44 protein-coding genes are annotated in these 23,414 nt (G+C 53.2%); 23 read left to right on the top strand and 21 right to left on the bottom strand.

Going from position 1 to position 23,414, the window contains the following annotated elements:
• Positions 1-2 precede the first annotated feature (2 nt).
• The 16 genes from NQL71_RS33755 to NQL71_RS33680 all read left to right on the top strand — a co-directional run bounded on the left by NQL71_RS33755 (position 3) and on the right by NQL71_RS33680 (position 6,352).
• On the top strand, positions 3-710 hold the full coding sequence (locus NQL71_RS33755) for a hypothetical protein (RefSeq protein WP_274643945.1): 708 nt from the start codon (positions 3-5) through the stop codon (positions 708-710).
• Between the two features lie 193 nt (positions 711-903).
• Positions 904-1,377 carry a hypothetical protein gene (locus NQL71_RS33750; RefSeq protein ID WP_274643944.1) on the top strand — a complete coding sequence of 158 codons (474 nt, stop codon included), beginning with the start codon at positions 904-906 and terminating at the stop codon, positions 1,375-1,377.
• A gap of 279 nt (positions 1,378-1,656) precedes the next feature.
• On the top strand, positions 1,657-1,881 hold the full coding sequence (locus NQL71_RS33745) for a hypothetical protein (RefSeq protein WP_274643943.1): 225 nt from the start codon (positions 1,657-1,659) through the stop codon (positions 1,879-1,881).
• Positions 1,882-2,016: 135 nt separating this feature from the next.
• Positions 2,017-2,583 (top strand): hypothetical protein, encoded by a 567-nt coding sequence (locus NQL71_RS33740; RefSeq protein ID WP_274643942.1) that lies wholly within the window; start codon positions 2,017-2,019, stop codon positions 2,581-2,583.
• A gap of 168 nt (positions 2,584-2,751) precedes the next feature.
• Positions 2,752-3,030, top strand: coding sequence for a hypothetical protein (locus NQL71_RS33735; RefSeq protein WP_274643941.1), 279 nt, complete (start codon positions 2,752-2,754; stop codon positions 3,028-3,030).
• A gap of 35 nt (positions 3,031-3,065) precedes the next feature.
• Positions 3,066-3,248 (top strand): hypothetical protein, encoded by a 183-nt coding sequence (locus NQL71_RS33730; protein WP_274643940.1) that lies wholly within the window; start codon positions 3,066-3,068, stop codon positions 3,246-3,248.
• Between the two features lie 13 nt (positions 3,249-3,261).
• The gene (locus tag NQL71_RS33725; protein WP_274643939.1) at positions 3,262-3,471 is read left to right on the top strand and encodes a hypothetical protein; all 210 of its coding nucleotides are present in this window, start codon (positions 3,262-3,264) and stop codon (positions 3,469-3,471) included.
• Positions 3,444-3,857: a hypothetical protein gene (locus NQL71_RS33720; protein WP_274643938.1), complete on the top strand. Its 414-nt coding sequence runs from the start codon at positions 3,444-3,446 to the stop codon at positions 3,855-3,857. Before NQL71_RS33725 ends, NQL71_RS33720 begins: the two co-directional genes overlap by 28 nt.
• A 149-nt stretch (positions 3,858-4,006) precedes the next feature.
• On the top strand, positions 4,007-4,402 hold the full coding sequence (locus NQL71_RS33715; RefSeq protein WP_274643937.1) for a hypothetical protein: 396 nt from the start codon (positions 4,007-4,009) through the stop codon (positions 4,400-4,402).
• 15 nt (positions 4,403-4,417) lie between these two features.
• A complete protein-coding gene (locus NQL71_RS33710) occupies positions 4,418-4,657 on the top strand; it encodes a hypothetical protein (RefSeq protein ID WP_274643936.1) in 240 nt (79 codons plus the stop codon).
• Between the two features lie 15 nt (positions 4,658-4,672).
• Positions 4,673-4,933, top strand: coding sequence for a hypothetical protein (locus NQL71_RS33705; protein ID WP_274643935.1), 261 nt, complete (start codon positions 4,673-4,675; stop codon positions 4,931-4,933).
• A gap of 3 nt (positions 4,934-4,936) precedes the next feature.
• Positions 4,937-5,260: a hypothetical protein gene (locus tag NQL71_RS33700; protein ID WP_274643934.1), complete on the top strand. Its 324-nt coding sequence runs from the start codon at positions 4,937-4,939 to the stop codon at positions 5,258-5,260.
• On the top strand, positions 5,253-5,456 hold the full coding sequence (locus NQL71_RS33695) for a hypothetical protein (protein ID WP_274643933.1): 204 nt from the start codon (positions 5,253-5,255) through the stop codon (positions 5,454-5,456). Before NQL71_RS33700 ends, NQL71_RS33695 begins: the two co-directional genes overlap by 8 nt.
• A gap of 43 nt (positions 5,457-5,499) precedes the next feature.
• On the top strand, positions 5,500-5,805 hold the full coding sequence (locus NQL71_RS33690) for a hypothetical protein (protein WP_274643932.1): 306 nt from the start codon (positions 5,500-5,502) through the stop codon (positions 5,803-5,805).
• 96 nt (positions 5,806-5,901) lie between these two features.
• Positions 5,902-6,087 (top strand): hypothetical protein, encoded by a 186-nt coding sequence (locus NQL71_RS33685; protein ID WP_274643931.1) that lies wholly within the window; start codon positions 5,902-5,904, stop codon positions 6,085-6,087.
• Between the two features lie 10 nt (positions 6,088-6,097).
• Complete coding sequence (locus NQL71_RS33680) at positions 6,098-6,352, top strand: hypothetical protein (RefSeq protein ID WP_274643930.1); 255 nt, start codon at positions 6,098-6,100, stop codon at positions 6,350-6,352.
• A gap of 67 nt (positions 6,353-6,419) precedes the next feature.
• Here NQL71_RS33680 and NQL71_RS33675 read toward each other — a convergent pair whose 3' ends face one another.
• Positions 6,420-6,704: a hypothetical protein gene (locus NQL71_RS33675; RefSeq protein ID WP_274643929.1), complete on the bottom strand. Its 285-nt coding sequence runs from the start codon at positions 6,702-6,704 to the stop codon at positions 6,420-6,422.
• Positions 6,705-6,737: 33 nt separating this feature from the next.
• Between NQL71_RS33675 and NQL71_RS33670 the strand changes: the two genes are divergently transcribed.
• Complete coding sequence (locus NQL71_RS33670; RefSeq protein WP_274643928.1) at positions 6,738-6,896, top strand: hypothetical protein; 159 nt, start codon at positions 6,738-6,740, stop codon at positions 6,894-6,896.
• Between the two features lie 153 nt (positions 6,897-7,049).
• Here the strand turns inward: NQL71_RS33670 and NQL71_RS33665 are convergent, their stop codons facing one another.
• The 11 genes from NQL71_RS33665 to NQL71_RS33615 form a co-directional block, all read right to left on the bottom strand.
• The gene (locus NQL71_RS33665) at positions 7,050-7,415 is read right to left on the bottom strand and encodes a histone-like nucleoid-structuring protein, MvaT/MvaU family (RefSeq protein WP_274643927.1); all 366 of its coding nucleotides are present in this window, start codon (positions 7,413-7,415) and stop codon (positions 7,050-7,052) included.
• Positions 7,416-8,255: 840 nt separating this feature from the next.
• Complete coding sequence (locus tag NQL71_RS33660; protein ID WP_274643926.1) at positions 8,256-8,564, bottom strand: PapB/FocB family fimbrial expression transcriptional regulator; 309 nt, start codon at positions 8,562-8,564, stop codon at positions 8,256-8,258.
• A gap of 16 nt (positions 8,565-8,580) precedes the next feature.
• Positions 8,581-8,811, bottom strand: a complete 231-nt coding sequence (locus NQL71_RS33655; RefSeq protein ID WP_274643925.1) for a hypothetical protein — start codon at positions 8,809-8,811, stop codon at positions 8,581-8,583.
• Between the two features lie 104 nt (positions 8,812-8,915).
• Positions 8,916-9,134 carry a hypothetical protein gene (locus NQL71_RS33650; protein ID WP_274643924.1) on the bottom strand — a complete coding sequence of 73 codons (219 nt, stop codon included), beginning with the start codon at positions 9,132-9,134 and terminating at the stop codon, positions 8,916-8,918.
• A gap of 47 nt (positions 9,135-9,181) precedes the next feature.
• On the bottom strand, positions 9,182-9,367 hold the full coding sequence (locus NQL71_RS33645; RefSeq protein ID WP_274643923.1) for a hypothetical protein: 186 nt from the start codon (positions 9,365-9,367) through the stop codon (positions 9,182-9,184).
• The gene (locus NQL71_RS33640) at positions 9,368-9,721 is read right to left on the bottom strand and encodes a hypothetical protein (protein ID WP_274643922.1); all 354 of its coding nucleotides are present in this window, start codon (positions 9,719-9,721) and stop codon (positions 9,368-9,370) included.
• 112 nt (positions 9,722-9,833) lie between these two features.
• A complete protein-coding gene (locus NQL71_RS33635) occupies positions 9,834-10,238 on the bottom strand; it encodes a single stranded DNA-binding domain-containing protein (RefSeq protein ID WP_274643921.1) in 405 nt (134 codons plus the stop codon).
• A 94-nt stretch (positions 10,239-10,332) separates the two neighbouring features.
• The gene (locus NQL71_RS33630) at positions 10,333-10,485 is read right to left on the bottom strand and encodes a hypothetical protein (protein WP_274643920.1); all 153 of its coding nucleotides are present in this window, start codon (positions 10,483-10,485) and stop codon (positions 10,333-10,335) included.
• A gap of 71 nt (positions 10,486-10,556) precedes the next feature.
• Positions 10,557-10,922, bottom strand: coding sequence for a single-stranded DNA-binding protein (locus NQL71_RS33625; protein ID WP_274643919.1), 366 nt, complete (start codon positions 10,920-10,922; stop codon positions 10,557-10,559).
• 356 nt (positions 10,923-11,278) lie between these two features.
• Positions 11,279-11,794, bottom strand: a complete 516-nt coding sequence (locus NQL71_RS33620; protein WP_274643918.1) for a hypothetical protein — start codon at positions 11,792-11,794, stop codon at positions 11,279-11,281.
• Between the two features lie 154 nt (positions 11,795-11,948).
• The gene (locus NQL71_RS33615; protein WP_274643917.1) at positions 11,949-12,614 is read right to left on the bottom strand and encodes a hypothetical protein; all 666 of its coding nucleotides are present in this window, start codon (positions 12,612-12,614) and stop codon (positions 11,949-11,951) included.
• Positions 12,615-12,893: 279 nt separating this feature from the next.
• Here NQL71_RS33615 and NQL71_RS33610 point away from each other — a divergent pair, with 279 nt between their 5' ends.
• The gene (locus tag NQL71_RS33610; RefSeq protein WP_274643916.1) at positions 12,894-13,595 is read left to right on the top strand and encodes a hypothetical protein; all 702 of its coding nucleotides are present in this window, start codon (positions 12,894-12,896) and stop codon (positions 13,593-13,595) included.
• A 757-nt stretch (positions 13,596-14,352) separates the two neighbouring features.
• Here NQL71_RS33610 and NQL71_RS33605 read toward each other — a convergent pair.
• Genes NQL71_RS33605 through NQL71_RS33590 form a run of 4 tightly spaced genes read right to left on the bottom strand, consistent with a single transcriptional unit; the run spans position 14,353 to position 15,664 of the window.
• Positions 14,353-14,589 (bottom strand): hypothetical protein, encoded by a 237-nt coding sequence (locus NQL71_RS33605; RefSeq protein WP_274643915.1) that lies wholly within the window; start codon positions 14,587-14,589, stop codon positions 14,353-14,355.
• A gap of 25 nt (positions 14,590-14,614) precedes the next feature.
• On the bottom strand, positions 14,615-14,941 hold the full coding sequence (locus NQL71_RS33600; RefSeq protein WP_274643914.1) for a hypothetical protein: 327 nt from the start codon (positions 14,939-14,941) through the stop codon (positions 14,615-14,617).
• 32 nt (positions 14,942-14,973) lie between these two features.
• Positions 14,974-15,210, bottom strand: a complete 237-nt coding sequence (locus tag NQL71_RS33595) for a hypothetical protein (protein ID WP_274643913.1) — start codon at positions 15,208-15,210, stop codon at positions 14,974-14,976.
• 16 nt (positions 15,211-15,226) lie between these two features.
• Positions 15,227-15,664 carry a hypothetical protein gene (locus NQL71_RS33590; RefSeq protein ID WP_274643912.1) on the bottom strand — a complete coding sequence of 146 codons (438 nt, stop codon included), beginning with the start codon at positions 15,662-15,664 and terminating at the stop codon, positions 15,227-15,229.
• 81 nt (positions 15,665-15,745) lie between these two features.
• Here NQL71_RS33590 and NQL71_RS33585 point away from each other — a divergent pair, with 81 nt between their 5' ends.
• The gene (locus tag NQL71_RS33585; protein ID WP_274643911.1) at positions 15,746-16,285 is read left to right on the top strand and encodes a hypothetical protein; all 540 of its coding nucleotides are present in this window, start codon (positions 15,746-15,748) and stop codon (positions 16,283-16,285) included.
• Positions 16,286-16,669: 384 nt separating this feature from the next.
• Here NQL71_RS33585 and NQL71_RS33580 read toward each other — a convergent pair whose 3' ends face one another.
• From NQL71_RS33580 to NQL71_RS33560, 5 genes are all read right to left on the bottom strand, one after another.
• On the bottom strand, positions 16,670-17,830 hold the full coding sequence (locus NQL71_RS33580) for a ribonucleotide-diphosphate reductase subunit beta (protein ID WP_343228897.1): 1,161 nt from the start codon (positions 17,828-17,830) through the stop codon (positions 16,670-16,672).
• A 124-nt stretch (positions 17,831-17,954) separates the two neighbouring features.
• Positions 17,955-18,479: a hypothetical protein gene (locus tag NQL71_RS33575; protein WP_274643910.1), complete on the bottom strand. Its 525-nt coding sequence runs from the start codon at positions 18,477-18,479 to the stop codon at positions 17,955-17,957.
• Positions 18,476-18,802 carry a hypothetical protein gene (locus tag NQL71_RS33570; protein ID WP_274643909.1) on the bottom strand — a complete coding sequence of 109 codons (327 nt, stop codon included), beginning with the start codon at positions 18,800-18,802 and terminating at the stop codon, positions 18,476-18,478. The genes NQL71_RS33575 and NQL71_RS33570 overlap by 4 nt, the downstream gene beginning before the upstream one ends.
• Positions 18,803-18,813: 11 nt before the next feature.
• Entirely contained in the window at positions 18,814-19,128 is a 315-nt protein-coding gene (locus NQL71_RS33565; protein ID WP_274643908.1) for a hypothetical protein, read from the bottom strand.
• A gap of 131 nt (positions 19,129-19,259) precedes the next feature.
• Positions 19,260-19,442 (bottom strand): hypothetical protein, encoded by a 183-nt coding sequence (locus NQL71_RS33560; protein ID WP_274643907.1) that lies wholly within the window; start codon positions 19,440-19,442, stop codon positions 19,260-19,262.
• Between the two features lie 1,001 nt (positions 19,443-20,443).
• Here NQL71_RS33560 and NQL71_RS33555 point away from each other — a divergent pair.
• The 4 genes from NQL71_RS33555 (at position 20,444) to NQL71_RS33540 (ending at position 23,362) form a co-directional block, all read left to right on the top strand.
• On the top strand, positions 20,444-21,169 hold the full coding sequence (locus tag NQL71_RS33555) for a thioredoxin domain-containing protein (protein ID WP_274643906.1): 726 nt from the start codon (positions 20,444-20,446) through the stop codon (positions 21,167-21,169).
• Positions 21,156-21,623: a hypothetical protein gene (locus NQL71_RS33550; protein WP_274643905.1), complete on the top strand. Its 468-nt coding sequence runs from the start codon at positions 21,156-21,158 to the stop codon at positions 21,621-21,623. The genes NQL71_RS33555 and NQL71_RS33550 overlap by 14 nt, the downstream gene beginning before the upstream one ends.
• Positions 21,624-22,327: 704 nt before the next feature.
• Complete coding sequence (locus NQL71_RS33545; RefSeq protein ID WP_274643904.1) at positions 22,328-22,639, top strand: hypothetical protein; 312 nt, start codon at positions 22,328-22,330, stop codon at positions 22,637-22,639.
• 6 nt (positions 22,640-22,645) lie between these two features.
• A complete protein-coding gene (locus NQL71_RS33540) occupies positions 22,646-23,362 on the top strand; it encodes a DotI/IcmL family type IV secretion protein (RefSeq protein WP_274643903.1) in 717 nt (238 codons plus the stop codon).
• The last annotated feature ends 52 nt before the right edge of the window (positions 23,363-23,414 follow it).

The following is a 23,414-nucleotide window of genomic DNA, read 5'->3' as shown; positions in this document are numbered from 1 at the left end:
CCATGCCAAATACCACCAAGCTCAAGAAAGAATGCCTGGCACTCGGCGCACCGCTGACCGACAAGGGACTTGATGACCTCAGCCTCCGCCTGACCAAAACGTTCGGGACGGAATCCTACTCAGCCGGTGTCATCAGCCTGTTCATCGTCCAGGCATTGCGTCACCACTACGGCCTTGACCTCGCGTTTACTGACAACCGAGCCATCTTGTTCAATGGCCAAGCGTTCCATACCGTTCAGGACTACTGGCTATCCTGCACTGAGGAGGAACAAGCCTACTTGGACGAAAGAACCCTGAATGGCTTTCTCAAATTGAGCGAAGACGAGCAGTACACCGCGCTGAGTCGCCACGATAATCACACGATCATCGGGCGTACCGAGCAGTGGGATTATGTGTGCACGCAGATCTCCGAAGAGGCCGCGCAGCTGTTTGTCAGCCGCAAGCAGCATGATTACCCCAACGGCCTGCGCTACGTCGCCCAGACGCAAACCCACAGCCCGGAGCTGGCCAGTGTCCTCAATGGGCTCAAGGCCGGCGACCTCGCTGTCACCCCGGAGCGCGACGGCAAGCCCTACTTGACCCCGGTCAAGAGCCAGCAGCTCATCAGGCGGATACACAAGACGCTCGATGGTAATGAGTGGGACAGCGACACTGTCTCGAACGTGGCCCGCCATCTCACCCGCGTCGGGTATGTCATTCGAGACGTCTGATCCCCAGGGAAAGCCAAAAGCGGGCCGAGGTCAGAGAGATGTCGCCTATTCCAGGCGCAGCCTGGCCTCAGCTTTGCCCAAAACAAAGCATGTCATACGCTAGGCATTCAATACTATTGCTAGTATACTGGCAATACAGCGCTTGTGTTTGAGAGCAACCCTCCCCCACCAAAAGCACGACAGGAAGATCGACATGAACCCATGCAAGGCCGGCAAGGTTGACCACGGCATCCCGAATCAAGACCTTGGCTCGTCGGTAACGCTCTCCGCCATGGCGTATGAAGAGGCCCTGGCCAATCATGCTGCCCTTCTTGCTGATCGCGATCACCTGCTGTCACTGCTCAGGACAGCAAAGGCCAGCCGTTTCGATTTCATGGCCAATGACCCGCTGCAGCGCAACATCGATGCCGCCCTGGCTCATGAGCGAAGCAACAAGTCGCTCCAGGACTTCGTCGACGGCCAGTCTATTGCAGAGACTGCCCCTGAAGTCGATAGCGACGCTGATGATGACTGGATCATGAACCCTTGCCATCTGGGGCACCGTGACGTCGGTGCAGGCATGGGGATTGCCATGTGCAACATCTGCAAAGAGAAGATCTGCCGCGAGACCACGGCAGAAGCGTATACCGAGTGGAACCGTACTCACCCCGAGGCGAAGGTCGCTTAGGACACCGCCCTTTTCTGCGCGGCGGTCTGGGCGGTCTGGGCCGCTTTCGCGTCGCTGCGGCCACCGCCTTTAGCCAGCTCCCGCTCGGATGCCACTTGGTTCCCGTTTTGGTGGTGTGTTCAAGGCCTCAGCCCTGGCTTCGCCAGGAAATGTCGATCCTCTCCATATCCCCTGCCAGGCGGCTCTACCAGGTGGCTAAATGTTAGTTTTTAGTGTCAATTGATGGTAAAAAGCCAGCTCTGAGCCTATAATTGAATTTCTTCAAAAGGAGCTAAAAGCATGAAAATCCTCAAGAAAGTGGTTCTCTGGGTCATGGCCGCTATCGGTTTGCTGCTCGCCCTTGCCGGCGCTCTGATCGGCTATTACATGATTCACCCAGCACCCCTGCTCAGCACGTTGGCGACCTTGCTGCTGGTCATCGGCCTGGTGAGCTTCGCCCTGGCTTTTGCCGAGGTGAAATTCGACCACACAGGCGCTGGGATGCCGACACCCGAACGTGGCTGAGAGCCATGCCTGGCCTGCATTTGGGGGCAATAGACATAACCAAAATAGTTAACATTTCATGGAAGTGTTATGACTATAGTGGTAATATGCTATCAAGCGGTGAGGCCCCTCACCCGCCATTTATTTGGATATGTCATGACAATTCTTGCCGATTTCTGGACAACCAACCTCCCTGATGTTGCAGGCGCATATTTTGCCCGTCCTTTGGGTGAAACCCAGGCCTTTGCCGTGGAAGTGGCTGAGACCCCCGATGGACTGATGGTCAACCTCAATGGCTCCCCGTCTGCCCGCGATTTTGAGGACGGCTGGCTGTATGTCGTTGAAATGGATAGCGCGGAATTTGAATGGCAAGGCCCTTTGTCACCAGCTGGTGACATGACTGCCGAGTTGGAAGCCGTCCAGGCGATTACCGCATCCATCGCTTCCGGCCAATGCTGGACAGCAGAGCATGGCGACTCCGAAGCTGTTGGCCCGATCTCATCGGCGCTGGAAGAGGCCGCAGGTCGGCACAACGAGGAGAGCGAGGAGAACCTCAAGCTCCTGATCAAGACGGCGAGCCAGCTCCTGGCCCTGCGTGCAGCTGTTGCAGCTCTACAGGCTGCCAACCCAGACGTCAACGGGCAGGAATGGGATGCCGTTCAGGTCTCCATGAGCAGAAGCGATTCAGCCACAGCGCTTGCTGAGACAATTCTCAGTAAATAACTCAGCCGGCTGTTGAGCAGCAGGTGAATAGCCCTGCTGCTACAGGCTTTTCGTCTGGAAAAGTGGCATTTTGCTTGTAATGTTTAGAGTATAGTAATAACATACCCCTAACGAACAAGCAGCCTCGGTGACCCACCCAGGCTCTCGCCCTTGCCATGAGGTGCCACCATGACCAAATTCGAAATCGCAACGAACCTGGCGTTCTTCCTTCTGGAGAAGACCGGCTCTGTGTGCGGTACCTGGCGTGGTCGCCTCCTGGCGAAAGAGCAACGCGAGCTTTTCGGCGTGTTCCTGGGCAAAGGCCGCCTAATCATCGACGGCGCGACCGAGAGCGTTCAGCACTACGTCAAGATCTGCTTTGGCCTTGACTACGACATCACGTTCGAAGGCGGCCTGGACAAGCTCGCCTCCTACTGCCCGGCTACCGCGCCGCGAAAGCTAACCTAACCCACGCAACCACCGATTTCAGTAGGATCCGCTTCATGATCAAGATTCGCCACCTCCTCGGCGCTGTTGTAGCGCTGGCCTGCCTGCACACCGTCGCCATGCGCGTTGCGAACGCTCATGACAAGTCAGCCGAGATGGAGTCGTTTTGCACGCAAACCTCCAACAAGCAGATCCAGCAGAGCCCAACCTGCGTGAATACCGCAGGCGGTCACCACTAAACCAGGAGTTCCTATGTCTCCACAAGAAGGTTTCAAAGACCTGGTATGCAAGTACCTCAAGGCTCTGGGCGTGCTCGATGACGGTATCACTGTTGAGCAAATCAGCCGTGATGAAACAGGCAGCTGGGAGGTGAAGCTTGACCTGGGCGGCTATGAGTCGATGGTCTACAACATTGATCCAGATGAGCTGCTTGGATGGATGTGGACGCAGTTTCCACGCTGATCGCTCAAACCCACCTTCAAACCAACACCCACCATAGATGGATTCACGCCATGGAAATATCTCACGAAGAGCATCTGGAAAACGTAATGATCGCTGATTTTTCTGTTTCAGTGGAAAAATCCATGGTCAGCTCGCGCCAGAAGCGCCTGTGCATTCGTCGTGGCCGGCACACAGAGTCAGTACCGTTGAACCCCTCCGAAGCCCAGTTGGTGATGCTCAGCCTCATGAACGCGTTCCCTGGTGCCTTAAGCGAACTCCTCGAGGCGGCCAGGCCGCTGTCTGATGCTCTGAATGGCGATGGCAGGGATCTTATCGACAAGATCCACGGTGTTCAGGCAGCAATCGATTCACTTGACGCGATGCTTGCCGCGACCCCTGCGTCATAGCACCTCACGTTTATGTCAATAAACGACCCCCAAGTGCCTGGTGGGTCGTTTTTCTTGCTGCCAATTAATCTCTGGCGTAATACAAAAGTTACGAGTAAACTACCAACATACAGCAACCCGCTTCCACAGACAGACAGGTAGGACTCAGCATGGCGCTCAAAGTGTTTTCAGGACTGGTCAAGGTGATGGGCATTCAACGGCCCACCATCGTGGCAGCCACCACCCAAAAGCGCGCCTCGGAACTCCTAGGCGTCTCCATCCGGATCATGTGCGATTACTGGGAAGTCAGTGAAGACCCGACCGAGATCGCGGTGGCCACTGCCCAGCCCGAAACGGTGTTCCGGTCGTCGAAGATCCTGGCCAAAGACTTTCAGCCGGTAGTGAACCCGATCAACACCAATAGCACCTTCTATAGCGATGGCTGGATGGATGCTCGTCAGGGCAAGCCAGCCTCAGCTCCGGATGGGGTGCACGGGAGCGAGTACATGGCCGGCTACACGGCTGCAGGCATGGCGGCTGATGAACAACTCAATCAAGCAGTCTGAGCAAAGGAGATGCCCATGAACACCGCAAAAAATGGCGAGAATGAAGTGAAAAACGTCGAGAGAAAGAATCGCTCATCCGCCCGCATCTGGTTTGTCGTTCTGCTCATTAACCTTTTCGGCGTGTTCAACACCACTCATTCGGTTACACGGATCTTCACCGCAATTGGCGTGATCGCCTCAATCGTCGTGCTCTTTCGAGCATTGCGAACTGATAAGGCTCCGACCAAAGCCCCTCAGACCAGCGCTGATCAATAACCACCGGAGCACCGTATGAACCAGGCCGAACACAATCAACCTGTCGACTCCTTTGGCGCTTTGCTAGTTGCCTTCCTCAGAGCTAACCGAGTGCATCTCGACGGGATGGAGCCACCCTCATCGGTGACTTACTCGCGCAATGCTGACCTCGACTGCTGGGCCGTTGCGTTCCGCGACAGCTGCGATGAACCGGTGAGTCTCCAAGTTGATCATGAAGACCTCTTGGGTTGGGTATGGTTGAAACTGGGCAATCTGCTCAGCCCGAGCGGGTACTGAGCCATGGCCCAGAAGACGACCAAGCCCGAGTTCTTTTATGAGCTCCAGCTCTCTGACAGCCGTACAGCGGTCTGGATTCATGCCTCTGACGGCTCGACCGTGGGTCGATTTGGCCGCCAGGGCATCGACCTGCACAACACGGTGTCCGAACAAATGAACGGCGCTCCTGAGTGCCGGCTGTGCACTCACGGCCAGCCTGGTGCCGAGGAGTGGAACTTGTTCAGGGAAAAAGCACTTGAATGGTGGGGAGTCAATGTCCCTGCTGACGCCTTTGATGAAACTTTATTTAAGCCAGCTGCTTGTCAGGAGGAACTGACCCATGAGTAATGCCGAGAAAAAGCCGGATTGCGACAAGCACGGCGTCAAACAGTTCTGCAATAATAAGGACGTAAAAACCGTTCAATTGCGGAGCCAGGTGACGGGCGGCAGCAGCCGGAACGAATATAATGGTGTGGTGTTGAACATGTGTGCCGAGTGCCGCAAAAGCAACACTGGCGGCTTTAAAATCGTCAAGAAAAACTAACCAGCCACATATCGAAAAAACACTTCACAAAGGGAGTGAATTTATGATCGACAAATTTATGTACGGCGACACTACTGTCAATGTTGCTGGTAGCTTGTATTGCGAGGTGACACTCGGCAAAAAACATAAAACGATCCTGCAGCACACATTCATGGCCGCCGAACCCGCCGATGAAGTGACTGTCAGTCTTAAACTACCGACGAAAGCTTCCCTGGCTGAACTTCGAATGATGGCCGCCGAGTTAGTTCGTGCCGCTGACATCATTGAAGCTGAAATCAGCAATCCCACGAAAGAGCGATTGAATACCCAGCACCTTGACTCTGGTGAAATCAAGGTCATCGAGCGTTAAACTCCCTCATCGCCTGGTCAATGCTTAAACGGCTTGCTCCGGGCTTTGTGCTCAAATAAAGTCTTCTCCCCGCCGTTACGCTCAAAGGTGACAAGGATGAATCAACCGCAGATACACCCCGAACTCGATCTCAACCCCCCACCCACGGCTGAAGAGCGGCTTGCTCACCTGGAGCAGGTTGAACAGCACATGCACAAAATCCGGGCACTATGCGTGAAGCACGGGTTTACTTATGACTCTTCCCTGCTCGAGTTCCTCGAGTCGCGCCTGGCCGGCCAGTAAGGTTGGCTGCATGAAGATCAAAAATGACCAGGTCGACGAGATGTATGGGCGCATGAGTGAAGCCTGTGACATCGAGCGGGCCATTGAATCCGGGCAGATCACAAGCCTCAGCGGCGTATTGGAATACGTTCAGGCCCGATCCCTGACAATCAGTGAAGCCCTGTCGAGCCAGGGTTTCATTGGTGGACGGCACACCAAGAGTCTTCAACAAGATCTGATACAAGCCCAGCGTGAGGCCGGCGAGCCTGATGTGGTGCTGCACTAAATCTCAGGATCCCCGAATAAACAAAAGGCCTCAATCGAGGCCTTTTGTTGTTTCTACGGGTACCCGCTCAGATCGCTTGAGTAGCTAGCCAGGCTGCTGAGGCACTGCGCATTTCGGTGTAGACACGCACCAGGTTCGAATCTAGGAGGTAAGTTTCCTCCGCCTGGTCTTTACCGAGATGAGCGGTGAAGCCGGTTGTGCTTGCCTGGGCGGAGCCCACGGCATGGCATTCGATCCACTCATCCAGATCAGCCAGCCAGTACTCTAGGCAGGCTCTGAGTGCCTGGATGCCACGCAGGCCATCGGTGTCGGCCAGCACCTGCCGCTTGTACTGCTCAGTCAGACCCCGCATCCCCTGCAGCTTACCTAGGAGTCTTGCAGTGGCATGTCGCAATGGAAGCTCGGTGCAGCCTTGCTGAATGATTACAGCGCATTGATCGGCGGCCTTGGCGAAGTGCTGCTGCAGCAGCGTCTTTATGAAGCTCTCAGCCCTCAGGAGGTGTTCACAGCAGCCCTGCACCTGGTTAGTTACATCCATGCTTAATTCCTCATCGATCAATGCGGACAGTGCTCAATTTCAGCCTACCATAGCCTTTTATAACCCAGCCAGACTGCCAGTAACCAGCTCAGGCAAACAACATTTTGAACCCACAAGAAACAAAAAAGGCCCCTTCAAGGGGCCTTTTTTAAACCTAGCTTACTTACGCAGCCAGCTTTCAACAGTGTCAGAGCCGTGCTTGGCTTTCCACTCTTTCAGTGTTTTTTGATTGCCACCCTTGGTTTCAACAAGTTCACCAGTGTGCGGGTTCTGGTAAACCTTGATTTCGCGAGCGCGGCGGGTTTTCGTTTGAGTGCCGGCAACGGCAGTGATGTTGGTGTCGAAATCAGGGTAGATCAGCAAAGCACCCTTGCGCAGAGAGAGGCCTTTAGAAGCAACGAAAGCCTGCAGTTCTTTCTGCAGTTCGAGTTCCGGCTCAACATGCGGCTTAAGGTCAGCCAATTTCTTTTGCAGCTCAAGAATCGCTGCTTCGGTCGATCTGTATTCGTTAATCTTGTTGCTCATTTTGTCGTCCTCGACAGTGCGTTGGTTCAGGGTGACTTTAGTGCCCCTTTGGTGGAAAGGAATATATTTAAGAATTGATTTAGTGTCAATTCTTTTTGGCATTAAAAGGCTATTTATTCTGGCGGTCTTTTTGTGATCAAAAAAAAGAGCCCTATAGAGGGCTCCTGATGACTACATAGTCATGGTCGGGCCAATAACCAGCCCCAATGATCTGTCCCAACGCTATTTAGGACAAAACTGCAGTGGTCGATAACAACCACCTTAATCAAAACCTCCCCTGGCAGCGTACCCAGCGTTACAGAGGCATTACCAGGGCTTCGTCGAAACGAAATCGGACATTGGCCTATTCTAGCGTCACAGTGTCCTAACCCCCTGGCGAACCGAGACTTTCTTGGCTCCGTGGTGAGGTACCCTTGCAGTATAAGTACCCTCAGGAGACCTAGCAACCACTAAATCAATTAAATTGCCATCATGCAGAAACAATACCCAGGGCATGCACTGCATCTTTCAGTGCTTCCCGCTTACTGCTGCTTCGAAACTCTGCGCCTCGCTTAAATGTGAGGCTGTACCAACCCACATCGACTACGCCGGTGCGTGGGTCTGTCGAACTATCAAACCTTAGCCCAGCCCGTTGAACCCTGCCCTGTTCATCAGTGGACAGATCGATGCCCTGACCCAATACGGCAAACGCATCATCAGCCGCCTGGGCGAAGGAATCGAATCGTTCCTTAGAAGCGAGCCCTGTCGAGCAGCTGCACCAGCACCATTTACCGGGTGTGGCTTCACGAAAGACCATTTCGACACGGGCTTTGGTAATGCCTGGACTGAATGCCCTACCCGTCATGCCGATGCCTGCTCGCCGGCTTGACCAGCCAGGGCTTGCTGGTAGAACGGATCCTGCATCAGCTCCAGGATCTCCCCTGCCGCTGTATTCAAGATATCAAGGGACACCGACACCGAGGACGGGCTTGCACCGTGCATCCGGCACGCCTCAGCCTGTGAAACTCCATTCACCAGGTGTTCACGCATCGCCGGGATCGTGTACTTGCTTCGGATGTCGGTGTGTTTTTTCACCAAACGGTCGAAATGCGAGGCGCTCACCTCACCCGGTACGAGCAGCACGGGTACATCTTTCATTGGCTTTGGCATGTCGGTCTCCCAGGGCTTATGACGGTTGTTTTTCCAGAGCCTGCGCATACAGGCTCAGTTCGTCAGCAATCTTACGCAGATCGCCACGTTGAATGGTGTTCGGAAGGCTCAGCGTGATCGTGCCCTCTTCCCCGTTCTTCTTGATCAGGGTATGGAGGATGCGTGCGTCACCCTGGCCTTCGAATGTCATGTTGGATACCAAGGCGCCGGCCAGGGTATCGGACTTTACAGGAATCAATTCAAGCATTATTTCGTTCCAAAACAGTGTTAATCAATTGACGTAGCATACGAATTTAATACGAGGCGTCCAGGCTTTATTGCTGCCTTTGGATGTGTCGGTTATACCGCGCCTCAGGTCTTATTTTCCAGCTCGTAAACCAGCAGGACATCCCCTACGGAGCACACCCGGCTGTAGTAATACATTTGGCCAGACTTCCATTGCCAGTCGCTGAAATGATCCTCCAGAAACACCGTCTGGTTATGAATAAGCTGGCAGCCTGAGGCAATAAAGGCCTCTTCATCAATGATGGTGGCCACCTTAAGCGGCTTTTCAGCCAGGGGTTTACCCACAAGCCCGCTTACCGGCCAGTCCCGGATAATTTCGTACCGTAGGGCCCTCAGCATTTCTTACTCGCTTCCATGTCCGCAACAGGCTTGGCCACCCCACGCAACAGGGAATGCTTGGCACCGCAGTTGCAGGTGTGGAACAGCTTTTCGTCCCACTTGGCATACACGTACATCGGTAGGGTGTGAACCGCCTGGCAGCGAGTGCAGGTGTACGAGTCCGTTAATTCTTTGCTCATTTAAGCCACCTCCTTATGAAATCGCAGAGAAGCCTCAATGCTGTGCTCGAGGCTGCTGATTCTGGCACCTGTTGCACACCGGCTGACGACCCATTGAGCGAGATCCACCAGGTAGGCATAGGCCTCAACAAACGCCGAGGCTGCCGGGATATCGTCGACAGAAGGATCGCGATGCGATTGATGATCGAATGTTACCGAAGGTCTGGCCGTCGGATACGCCCGGTCGCTACGCACGTGCATAACCACCGCGTCATCGAGATACCCTACCGGGCTACAACGCACCTGGAGCGAATCCTGGTACTCATCAGCAGAGCCGATGACCTTGAACGTCGCGCTCGACGGGGGGATCAACATGGCGGCACATCCAGTGGCTTTCAATATTTCGAGTATAGTCTAAACACGCTGACAATACATATAAAAAAAGGCCTTTTGAATGCAAAAGGCCTGGTCGCTATTCAATGCCAGGTTAACCGACTTGACTACCACCTTCTTCCCCTGGTGCCTGGGCCGCCTGGGTCTGGTGGCTCTCGCCAATCTTGTTCACCTTGCGGTGATCCTCGACCACGATCACCACACGGTGCTGTGGTGTGCCGTTGCCATCCTTCCACCCGCGCACCGCAAGTTGGCCCCTGAGGTGGAGGATGTCGCCTGGACGGTAATACTCAGCCTTCTCGGCAGCGTTGTCGTGCAATTCGATCATCAAGCGCTCACGGTGCGATTCGCGCTTGTCGTCATAGAAGGTCTTGCCAAAGGATCCAGCCGACACCTGCAGGGTGCGCAGGTTGGTACGATGTGGGAAGGTTTTCGATTCACCGACCATCACGCCGGTGACCGTGGCTTCATTTACGCTCAGATTGTCAATATAGTCCATTTAAGCTAACTCGATCTCTAAGTAAGGCATCTTCAGTGACACGGCAGCCTGCTGCGCAGGAGTTTCGATCCTCCCCCCACGCAATGGCCAACTCTCAACCCTGTTTCGTTGCCACCAGTTCTGCCAGGCATTGCAAGAACACCTGCTGAGCGTGGGCCCCTTTGAGGGATTGGGCAATACTCGTACGTTTCGCGACATCGCTGTTCAGCCATTCCTGGGCCAAAGGGCGGGCTTGTTTCAGATTCATGTAAAACTCCTGGAATGCAAAAAGGGAGCCCTAGGGCTCCCTTTTCGGTGTATCGCCTGCAGAGGTGCGGATTATGCCGCTTTATCCTTTGCTTTGCCAGTTGGCTTCATGTTTTCCACAACGAATGGCTTGTTGCGGAATTTGATGGCACCGTGTTCTTTGTGGTTGCCGTCACGATCCTTGCTGGTCTGGTAGGTACCTTCCACGATGTAGTGACGACCTTTTTCCATCTTGGCCGCGATCTCGGCACCTTTGCCGGCCTCGACGTAGCGTACGCAGTTGTGGAAATCGGCATCGAGGTCTTCGTAATTGCCGGTTTCGGGGTTCTTGCGCTGCTTGTTGATGACGATGGTGAAGTTCACCGCATCTTGTTTGTCGCTTACCTTGTTGGAGGTTGCGTCTGCAGCGATGTTGCCCATCAGAGTGCCAAAAGCCATGATTGTATCCTCGTTCGCGTTGGGAGGTGGTCAGGTCTCTTCCCGACTCACAATTACAGTATAGACAGGCTATACCGAGATATCAACAACAAATACCAATAATTGACACTTTTTTTCGACTTTTTCACTCACCTGGCTCCCGGTAAAACGCGGATCAGTAAAGACCTGAGCCAATCGTCTTATCCGCTCCCTGGGAGTGGCTACCTCGCCATAATGAAACGACATTATCTGTCATTTCCAACGAAGCAGATTTTCGCACATGACATCAATATTCTATGCTCAAGACAACAAAAAGCCCTGATTATCAGGGCTTTAGGTTATCTTGTATGGCTCTCAAATGAGAACCATTCTCAGCTCTAGAACGGGATATCGTCATCAAAGCTGTCGAAATCAGGAGCCGGTGCGTTGTTCAGCTGATCAGCTGCTTGCTGAACACGGTCGTCGTGTTGAGCACCGCCAGTGGCCTGCTGAGTGCCCTGGGACTGGTTAGTCGCCGGTGCCTGATTAGTCGCCTGAGACTGGCTGTTTGCCGGTGCCTGATTGGCCGCTGGAGCGGTCTGGCCGGTGCTGTTCAGGAACACCGAACGGTTGCCACGGCACGAAACCATGATGCCTTCGATCATCACACCGTTGTAGAAGTTTGGCTTCAGCTTCACGATGTCACCGGAGACGGTAACGCTCTTGCCCTTGGTGAAGTGCTGGCAACGATTGTCGAACTCGCCGGACTTCACGTACAGAGCTACCGGGTAGGTTTCTGGGTTCATGCCGGTGTTGTCGATGACAACCAGCGAAACCTTGTCACCTTTATCGGTCTTGGTGATGGTTGCGTCTTTGGCCAGGTTGCCGACGACTTTGATGGTTGCTAAGTACATGTTTGAATCCTCATTTCGCGTTGGGATTAAGCTGCTGATTCGTTGTCATCAGCTCACATTCACAGTATAGGTAGGCTATACCGACGCGTCAATACATATCTAATGTTTTTTCCAAAAAAAATAAGGGCCCGAAGGCCCTTTTTTACCCTGGGCCTTAGCCTGGGGTGTTTTCGGTGGTTTTTTCTTTCTCGCGGATCTCGAAGCCGAGGTCGCGCAGGGCCGCATGGCCCTTCTGGATGAAGAAGTTGTGCCACTCACCCAGTTCTTTGCGCTTGGTCTTCAGATCGGTGTTCAGAGCGTTGTACTCAGGCGAGTCCTTACCCACCTTGCCCATCTTGAAGTAGATCACCTCGCACTCTTTCGCCTGGGCGTCGGAGTAGATCTTGGTGCTGACCAGGGTGTAGGCCGTTGGCACTACCTTGTCGCCGTCTTTCTTGTCGTTCTTCACGTTGAGCGTGGCGACCTGGCCGTAGACCAGTTTGCCCGGCTCATCTTTGAACGTCTGGTAGACGTATTCCAGTGCCGCCTGGTCAACGCTTTCAACCGGCTTGCCTTTGGCGTCGAGGTACTGGCCGTCTTTCTCACGTGGTCGGGTCAGGAAGTTGCCTTCAGCATCTACCTGGCGCAACGGAGCGCGGATGGTCATGAAAGGGGTCGAACCGCCCGTCACTACGTCCAGGAAGCCGAAGCGACTGATCTGGCGAACGCCTTCAACCATCTCGGTGAGTTGGACGGTGTACTTGCCGTCGTCCTTACCCTTGACGTCGATGTACCAGCCGTTGCCCTTGGTAACCTGAGAAATATCGAAATCTTTGGACATGCTGACAAAACCCTCTGTATTTGTTGTCAATTTATAGTTATAAATGCTGCGCTACACCAAAGTCACCTACTTCTTTTAAAATTGTGACAGTGTTTTCACTTTCTGGCAAAAACGAGCTTTGACAAGTCTGGTCATTTTGAGTTCCGACCCTTCAGAAATTTTGTTGACCCTGTGTAACGGCTTCGGTATATTTTGTAGCGGCATTTTAATGGCGTCATTGAAAATAAAAATAGATTTTAGCAAGAGACGTGCTGAAACCACTCAGGATGAAATGGAAAGATGGCCCAGCAAGAAATCATGAAACAGGTCAAGAAGACCCTAGCTCCGATCAATGAGGCCCTCTCCAAGCTGGATGAATCAGCAGAAGCCATCAATGGTGCAAGCGATCTCTTGGTAGCCCGCTCCGCCGCTTTGAACAGCGTAATCGGCCCGCGTTATGTCTCGCTTCAGCGTGATGGAGACCTGTATCACACGGTGCAGACCCGCGAGCAGCTGGCCAACAGCCTGATTTACACGTTCGACTCGCTGTCGATCCTCGAAGCTGGAGCAACCACCCGCGAAGCAGCTGCCCTGCACGTTGCCGGCAACGTGAAGCTGATCGACAGCGTTATCAAGCCCCTGGATGAAGAAGACCCGATCAGCTGCAACGATCTGGTGGCCAGAGGGCACATTGATGAAGCGGTACAGCTCCTGGCAGCAGGCCTCAAGGCAGCCGCCCAGGAAGGTGATGATATCTTTACGGTGCTAGCCGAAAAAATGATCAACACCGTGAAGCTGAATCAGGAAAACACCACCATAAACTCGCGTATGAACGACATCGCGACCATGCTCAGCAACAGTAAAGCCATGCTCGAGGCCGAAAAAGCCTCCAACGCGCCGGTCAGAACCGTATGCCTGGGTGACAAGGTCGTTCACCTGGTCTTCCCAGCACGTCGTATGCCACAGGGTGAACCATTGACCAGCATGGTTAGCGGCGAGTAACTCACGTCCTGCTGCTGTATTGAAGAATTTAGCCCGGAAGGCCACCCCTTCTGGGCTTTTTCGTTTTGCGCTTGGTTTTCGCACCAGATTTCACTGCAGGCCTTGGTGGCCAGCTGTCAGCGAGACGATGGTGTTCGCCGGCGCTGATCCGATCCTGTACAACAGCCTCGCCAAACAGCCCTGCGGGGCCCGCCACGGCCAGGATCTTCGTGATCCTATCCTCGCCATGGATCCAATGACCATTCATCCCTGGTTACCACCCACATCCGCTCTACCAAACCGTTCAGGCAGTCATCCTGCGGGTGGCCGAAAAAGTGTCGGGTTGGTTACAAACATCTTCCTCGCGTCACGGCGACACGAAATATTTGACGTCAAATATCTGTGATCCGAAGAAAATAGATGAAGGCAGCCTTCAGAGCGAAGAGAGAACATCGGATTTCCTCCAGGCGGCTTCTTCGCCTGGCTCAATATCAAGGGTTTCTTGGCTGACGGGGTTAAAGTTGAGGCCTTAATTGACACTTTAAAGCAGAGTGCCACTACCGGATTCATTGGGTGAAACGGGGGTTTTGATGGCTCAGGCAGGGAGTGCACGTGGGATGCACATCAGTCACGCGACCTCAGGCCTTGGAAGCCGAAAAACCGACCAGCCAAGTGCTGAAGAAGTGAAAGCTCGCCAAGCTCGAGATAGGGCCGAGCGCTAATTGACAATTATTATCAATAAACCTGTACAAAAAATTTAATTTTGTACAATCTTCGCTCAGTTGAAGACGACCTGTGACACCAGTTGAGCCTCTTGCTGCTCCAGGGCGCCAATCATGGCGGTTGCAGTTTGATCCCAAAAAGCATGAGCAGGATCGTCTTTGGCCGCCCGGTACTCCGGGAATTGTCCGACCACGCACAGGGCAGCCTGGGCGCTGAGACAGGAGACCTCTCCCATCAGATTGAAGAGGGTTGAGCGCCGGGCTTCCACCGGCGTCGCGGATTGTTGATGCATTGCAAAGCCCTCCATGGGTGCAGCCTTAAACGTTTCTTTTGGCCCGTCGAGCAAGCATGAACTGACGTTCCGATTCGATCTGGACAACCAGCGCTTTGCGCATTTCGCCTTTTACTTCCATGACGAGATCGTCAACAAAGTCTGGGTTTTTGCAGGCTTCAGGGTGCTGACTGTCGTAGACCGATATTTCCTGACCACGGCAAAAAAGACGGATTGCGCCGTTGTTTTTGTCCATCTCCACGGTCGCCGTCGAACCTTTGTAGGTAAAGGCATCCGTACGATCCTCGTAACCCGGCACGGCACTACCCCAGCCCAAGGTGCAGAGCAGGTCTACGAGTACCGCGTTGTTCACCGAGGGCCTGGTTTGGCCTGTTTGTCTACCGTTCATCCGAACACCAGCGCCGTAAAGGCGTCCTTGTCGTCATCGTGTACCACGAAATCGTCGCCGACTTTGTGGACGTTGAACTGGTTACCTTCGAAATCCACGTAGAATTCGAGCGGCAGGTCGTCGGTCATCAAATCTTCCGCAATCAGCATGATGCCTGCCGAGTTGAAGACAGCGATGTCAGGTGTTGGAATCCCCTCCTGGATGGGGATTTCGCAGCGTATTGTAGAGCTCATGATCCTAATCCTTTTGTCAGAACGAGCACTGAGTTTGGCTCGTTCGCTGAATGCTGACATTGCCATTGCTTCGGGTGTTGATGACTACGCAGTCACCAGGCCGTAAGTCATTAGCATCGTGATCAACCTGGATCATCTGCCCCCTGGAGCTCTCGAGCACCAGACTGGTGTGCAGGTTTCCGGTTGTCAGCACCTTGTTAATCGCGGCGCCGATAAGAGCGCCTCCTGCCCCACGGTAGAGCTTCGATTCCGTCGAATGGCCACCGCCAGTCAACACGCCGGCGACACCGCCAATGGCAGCACCTGGCATCCAGCTGCCATTGCTGGCCACCTGCTGGACGTCAAGAACCCTGGCAGTTTCCATCCGGGTGGCTTCGTTGTACCCGGAATTGCCCGCGCATCCGCTTATGGCCATCGTTGAAGCCATCGCCAATGCTAAAAATCGTCGATCCATGGTGCAGTCCTTTAAATCTTGAAATTTCCTATTATTGATTCTAAATTGGAGCCCCTGTTTGTCAAGTAAATTGAGCTATTAATGAAGAAATTAATTGTCGCTTCAGCCCTTATTTTTATGAGCTCTGCAGCATTTTGTGACGACTTTTCGAAGGCTGTTGAGCAACATGCCAAAACCGCTGCACGTGATTTGATCTCTGAATTGGTTGAATTGCGTGGCAAAGGGATTGCCTGGAAGCAAATCCTCTCGGATAACTTGCCGAAACAACTCGATGACCGCTGTGGTTACCGTGAGCTCATCAACCTTCCGGAAAACGGTTTTGATGAGATGCGAACAGATGTGGCGAAGACCGTTGGATCCCGCCTGGTCGTAGCCTTCCAGGACGTGCTGTCCAGGCCTGGAAGCAAGGTAGACCTGGTTTCAGTCAAGAACATCAAGCTAAGCACCGGCGATCACTCGCTGGTCACCTTGCGGGTTATTCCGGCCCAGTCCACCGATAAAAACCTGTCCCTGCTGTACCAACTCAACAGTGAAGGAACGATGTCGCTGTGCGACGTTATTCCTGGCACTCTTGTTGCTGACGGTATTTTGAATCGCCTGGGTAAAGAATTGAATCTTTAAGCCTCAGTTGACGATATTAAAATATTGATTATCATGCAAAACAAAGCATGGAACACAACCAATTCCGAACAACAAAAAGAGCCACCCTCGGGTAGCTCTTTTTTATTGGATTTTTTACGGTTTTGGACATGTTGTCAATATATGACAACAAAACTGAAGAAAGTTCACCCCAGCCGACTGCCCCGCCCTCGCAGCCATCTGGAACTCACCCATCTGCAGTGGGCTGATCTGACAAGGCCTTGCAAGCCGGGATCGAATTCCAAATGAATGTCGACCAACCGGTTTAGCGCCTGGCCAGCTTGAAACGGTCGCCGGCGTACCCCCTTACCGCTGTCCACAAAAAACCCGAGGCAAGCCTCGGGTTCATGAATCATCTGGTCTGGTTTAGTCCCAAGTCAGGGCCCCACCGGTTTGATATTCAATCACGCGGGTCTCGAAGAAGTTTTTCTCTTTCTTCAAGTCCATGATTTCGCTCATCCACGGGAATGGGTTGGTCACCCCTGGGTATTGCTCTTTCAGGCCGATCTGCAGCAAACGACGGTTCGCGATGAACTTGAGGTACTCCTCCATCATCTCGGCGTTCATGCCCAGGACACCACGCGGCATACTGTCGCGGGCGTACTCGATCTCGAGCATCGTGCCCTCAAGAATCATGCGGGTGCACTCGAGCTTCATCTCTTCGTCCCACACGTGTGGGTTTTCGAACTTGATCGTGTTGATCACGTCGATGCCGAAGTTCAGGTGCATCGATTCATCGCGCAGGATGTACTGGAACTGCTCGGAGACGCCGGTCATTTTGTTGCGGCGGCCCATCGACAAGATCTGCGTGAAGCCACAGTAGAAGAAGATACCCTCCGTCACGCAGTAGTAGGCCACCAGGTTCTTGAGCAGCCGGCGATCCGCGTCTTTGGAACCGGTGTTGAATGTCGGGTCGGTGATGTCCTGCATGTACCGCAGTGTCCAGGCCGCTTTCTGAGCGACTGAATCGACCTCATGGTACATGTTGAAGACGACGCCTTCATCGATGGCCAGGGACTCAACGCAGTACTGATAAGCATGGGTGTGGATGGCTTCCTCGAAAGCCTGGCGCAGGATGTACTGACGGCATTCCGGGTTGGTGATCAGGCGATATACACCCAGAACCAGGTTGTTGGCCACCAGGGAGTCAGCGGTGGAGAAGTAACCCAGGCTGCGCATCACGATCCGACGTTCATCTTCGGTGAGGCCGTCGGACGACTTCCACATCGAGATATCAGCACTCATGTTTACTTCTTGCGGCATCCAGTGGTTCGAGCAACCGTCGAGGTATTTCTGCCAGGCCCAATCGTACTTGAACGGCACCAGCTGATTGACGTCGGCCCGAGCGTTGATGATCTGCTTTTGACTCACCTCCACGCGGCCCTTGTAACCTTCAGCCAGTTCCCGCTTGCCTGCCTCGATGTCCAGGCTGCCCAGGCTGGCTTTTGCCAACGCGATCATGTCCACGGAGGTGGATTGTGGGGCCTCACCGGCCTCAGGAGTCGTTGGTTCATCCCAACTCAGCATGGTGTTTCTCCAGAAAAATAAGGGAATCCAGCGTATCCGGACTTCCCTTCAGCTTAGATGCTCGAGCGTTGTTTTGCTCGTTCTGGAACCATTGTCCATGAGCAGACCGACCGGTGGCAACGATTCACATCAATTGACTTTCCGTCAACATGTCGAGCTTCGCCGAGAGGTCGAGCTTTTTGACCTTGAGCACGATCTGTACGTCGGATTCCGCAGGGGGTTCCCAGTTCCGACCGTCCTCTCGGATGCAGGTGGTGATGTCTTCGAACCATTTTTGGAAGCACGTACTGGCAATCTCAGCCCTTATGTTCTCTTCATACTCAGCCAGAGAACGGACGTATAGAGGTCGGTTGTTGAATTCGCAAACCCCACCGGCCTTCAGTCCCATTCCCAGCTTGGCCAGCCCTTTTCGCCTGGGCTTATAAAACCGCTCAGGAAAAGACGCTTTCCATGAGTAGGAAAGGACGGCCACCGGTGTACCTTCAGATTGGCCGTTCAGAGCCTCAGCGACCTCGCTAGGCAGATGTGCCCCGCTGGGAAGCTCCATCAGATACCGCCAAAGCAGATCTTCGTCAGCATCATCCAGACCCATGGTTTGACACGTGGCAGCCAACCGGATCGCCAAATCATCAAGCAAATTGCTTTTCATGCCGCCAGTTTCTCTTCCAGGTGAACGAAGAGATTATTCTGGGTGAGAGCGAGGAGGATGTCGACGGCCTGTGTCACCGTTACGCGCCTGATGACCCTTGGGGCCCCCTCACTGTAGTCCAACAAGGAGATCAGCCCCTGGCCCATCATGGTAATACCATAGCGTGAGCCACCGTTCTTCACCCTGACGGTAAACATCTTCGTCATTGGGGTCGCGTCGACAGGCATCTCAGTCCTGGCCTTGATGTCCTCAACGATGAGGTCAACTCTGGCCAGGCTGCTGCACAATCGCATCAACTGGGTGTTTACGTACGCCATGTCCACTTTTTTTCTTCCTAAACCGCTGCCGCTTTACGATTGTGCTTGCCCTGGGCGTACTTGATCTCGCGTTCCCACATGGCAGATGACTGGTCTTCGACCGTGGTTTTCAGATCCAGGAATGTGCGGAAATCCGGCCTGGCGATGCCATGGCAGTCCTTCTTGTTTGGGTCATACCCCTCAAAAATGACTACGCCATCTTCACGGGTGAGCTTCCAACCCCACTTGTACGTCATATAGCGGCTCTGACTGAAATGATCCCAGCAAGGGCAGTAGAAGCGCTCACGCTCAGCGACGTACTTCACACCATCGCGTTCAATCTGCTTTGCCATGCTGCCCTCCGGGCTCACTTGCCAGGCAACCTGGATCGGTGCCAGGACTACCCTTTTATTTGTTGATGGATGCCTGTCGGTATCCCCGGAGGCTTATCCATTGACCTGGCCGGATCACCGACCCAGGTGACTTACGGAAACTTGATCTCTACCAGGACAGCGGCGAGCACCTTCAGCGAGCGCTTCCCCAATTGACCCGCTTTCGCCTTGAGCACCTGACTGTGTCCGACACTGATGCGGCCCACCGAATGAGCACGAGCTGGACGCACAACATCTGCGGTGGAGGTGACGCGGGCATTTCTGGAGAACAGCATTACAACCTCTGGGGTTCCGTATTGAGATTTACCACCAGAAACTCCTGGTGGCCATTTAATACAATTGTACACCTCTAGAGTCATACCTACAATTATTTTCAATTATTTTCAAAAGACCCCCCTTGAAATTTTTTTTGCCCGACGGAGTATATATATTGATTCCAAAAACAAGCGGCTCTCTACCGATCACCCATCCCCAACCTGGTTCACACTGTACTGCGATACTGAGATCCACTGTGCCCTTCGGGCATGCGATGTTTTGTTCTTGATCTTGATCTAGCCAAATGAAGATGAAGGAAAGGGGACGCAAGATCGGGTGGTGGGCTGGAGGGCCGAGACCAGATCGGTTTATTTGCAGCCTTTAGGCTGCTGCTTGGTTTTTGATCCCAAACCATGTTCGCGCTGCTCATTTTTTGAGCAGCCACCCACATATGGTGGTTTTGCACGCTGTCAATGCACTACATCTTGTGGTTTTAGCGGCCTGGTAGCCCACCAGGAAGCCCCCGCCGCCGAGCTCTTCCTCCCTTTAGTTTGAAAATGGGAACTCCTCGCATTTGTCTTGGAGTAGAAAAGCCGCGCCAAGGCGCCGAAAGCAACGTCTAAGGCAAGCCGCGCTCCGCGCCGAACCCAGATCAAAAACCAGCCGCGCTCCGCGCCGAAGGCACATCAAAGGCAAGCCGCGCTCCGCGCCGGATGGTGGATCAAGAGCATTCATGTCACGCATTGTTGGATGGTCTGGAAAGCCCTACAGACGCGTTTGGAGTCGGACGCTGGCTGGGCTAAGCCCGAGGCTGGCGTTGCCGGCACACCGCCGCAGCCCTCACCTGTTCGACCTCCTACATTGGCGGACACCTGGTTCAGCGATTTCCCTGCATCTTTAGCATGATGATCTACACTCCTTTTGCGTTCATATCGCTTGAACATCAAGTGTTTACAGGAGGTGCCATTGTCAGACAGAACACAATTGGGTAGGCTTCATCGTTCTTTACGGAGACTAAAATTTGAGCATGAATCGCGGTAAGAGATTAATGGTTGCGGGTCTTGCGCTTATGATTCTCGGCGGTGGGTTACTCGCCCTGGCAAGGGTTGGTTCAAATGCCGCTTCACACGCACACTCAACTTCATCTTCGACATACACCCCTCCCTATCGCAGCGTCGCACCGGCTCAGGCCGGTGCGGACGCTGTACTGTTCTTCTGGTACGGCTGCCCACACTGTCTGAAGCTGGAGGAGGAATTCAGACAAATCGACTTCTCCGGAACGGCTAGCTCCTCCGTGACGCCGGCAGGCCACACGGCAATTTTCACCAGGGTGCCTGCGGTTTTGGACAGTTCTTGGGAACTCGATGCTCGGGTGTACTACTCGCTTCAGCAGTTGGGTTTCAGCGAGGCTGGTCACTATCGCGTCATGAAGCGATACGTTAAAGACCGCCCAACGGATCTCGAATCTCTCAAAGAGTTACTGATGTCGGGTGTGCTGGAAAAGGAGCGTGAAACCAACCCGTTGTTCCGTTCGACAGCCGATCAAGTCATCAGCCAGCTTTACACGCCGGCCATCGACACCAAAATTTCCGAGTCTCGTAAGTTGACTCAAGCTATTGGTCTCGAAGGTGTCCCTTCGATCCTGGTGGGCAAGGACAAATTGTTGGAGCTGGGTGGTGGTCTGGGTTACCACGATCTGATGATGAGCGCACTTTCGCTCTTGAGAGGTGGCAATGGCTCTGAGTGACGGATGGAAAGATCCCCGGATCAAATACAAGTACATCACGATCTGCGAAGGTTCGGTGAGGGTCAAGATCGAGCGTGGTGGTGAACCTCACCTGCGACACTTCCCCATCCGAAGCTACCCTACCCTCGGTCATGCCATGGCTGCTGCAGTTCATTGGCGAGATGCTGAACACCTGCGCCTTTATGGGATACCTGTGTTGGAGAAGGTGCATCAACTGAGTCGACGAGGGCCTGTGACAGAGCATAAAGACCCAGACACCGGTGAAGTACTGCCAGATTTACCCCCTGGTCTTGCTTATGGGTATCACAGGGGAAGATTGCTCTATGTTGTGGCCAGTTTTCAGGTTGAAAGCAAACCCAAACGCCAGAGATTTCCCATAAAAGCCCATGGAATCACTCAGGCCATCGAATTAGCGCTCAAATGTCGACTTGATGCCCTTGAAAGTGCTGGGTAGATTACAAGTCTTATAATTATTGTAGAAATTATAGAATTATAAATAAAATAAGGGTCACGGCCTGGAGAAACATCCCAACAAATGCGGCGTTTGAAAACCTCTGGATGTGACTGTGCCATTTCTGGCGTAATCCTGGCCTGAATTGGCCAATAGTGAGCCAGATTTGGCGTAGCGCACGACAATTTACGGCAAATATTTACTCGTTGGGGCTGCGTGCCCCGATTTTGGTTGCACTTTCGTGGTGCATCAGAACTCGCTCCAGCTGTTTGCCAATTCACACTCTATGTTGCTGAGTCACTGCATCGGTCTGTGCAGGTACGCTAAGAGTATATTTCGCTGGAGCACCCTCCGAGTTAAATTAACTAAAATAGTTAATTATTAATCACCCGCTTCCCCTACTCCGACGATCTGGAAATTTTCTGTTGGTTGACTACTAATAGAGGCCGCCTTGTTTCAGCTAGAAATGGAAATGGTCAGTTCATGCAAAGCCCACCTGCCGTTCTTGGCTTATTCCGCAGTGCGGGACTGTGAACGTATTATCCGTTAGCACTCGTCTGGAGTGGATTCCCGCCTAGCGCAGATTAATGTGCGGAAACTGCAAAGCCTTTTATAAATAAAGCGTATCGGCTCAGGACGATAGCGAATTTCAGTTTGTCAATAATTGATGTTATTCTTCCTAGAAAATAATAAGAAAGGGTCTTGTTGTGGAAATACCGAAGCCCAATTCCCCGTCACTGTTTGCTGGCGCTAACGCTGACCAGCGGAAAGAACTGACAGAACGGTTGCTCACAGAAATGAATGAGGAAGTCGGCGAAGCCATAGAGACCGAGCCGAATTTTGATGCAGTGCGCAATCGCTTTCGCATGAGCCTCAATCTGATCTTCGTCAGCGTTGTTTTTGGCACTGTCTTTCTGTTGATTGGGTCGATCACGTACTCAGCGCTTCCCGCCCCTACTGTCTTCGTGACTACCCAGGACGGTCGCGTCATCGAGAAAACCCCGTTACCCAAGGAATAACCCATCGTGACCAATAATAAGAGCGACGCAGTCGCCAAGAAACCCGGCGCTCCGGCTCCGAAGCCCCAATCCACTTCTATCAAGACGGCCCAGGTCAAGAAGGGTCTTGAGGTGGTGAACCACCGCAACGAATATTACCGCGACGGGAACAAAAAGATGTATGTCGCGGCCATCGTGTCCATTGTCGGTGTTTTTGCCCAGGTGATGATTGCCTATTCGGGCATCTCCGCAAAAAACGAGCGGGTCTACATCGCGACCGACAGCAACGGCTCCTTAATCAATCTGATTCCACTGTCTCAGCCGAATCAGAAGCCGCAAGTTGTTGCACAGTGGATGCAAGATGCACTGGTCGACACGTTCAGCTTTAACTTCACCGATATTAATAACCGGCTGAATTATACAACTCAGCATTGGTTCACCAAAAACGGTGCTGACCAGTTTTTGCGTGAAATGAAAGAATCCGGGCATATGGATGTTGTTAAAGATGGCAAAATGATCATGAATCTGACCCTTGATCACACGCCGATCAAGATCGGCGAGGGTTATGCACCTGGGTCAACGGTTTACTCCTGGAACTTCCAGGCGGATGCTGTTTTGACGTTCCGTACCCAGAGTAAAGAGTATTCGAAAAAGGTCAGGTTCACTGTCGTAATTGAGCGCCGTTCGGTTCTTGATAATGTGGAAGGCCTCGGTATTGCAAAAATCGTGATGACAAATCGCTAGTAATGAAGTGTGTTTGTCAATATACCCTCGCCTTGCGAGGGTGGTTATTAGC

It is taken from the genome of Pseudomonas serbica (genome assembly GCF_028823535.1).
Taxonomy (GTDB): Bacteria; Pseudomonadota; Gammaproteobacteria; order Pseudomonadales; family Pseudomonadaceae; genus Aquipseudomonas; species Aquipseudomonas serbica.
Note: the sequence above shows the minus strand (reverse complement) of the source record. Positions and strands in the feature narration are given on the sequence as shown.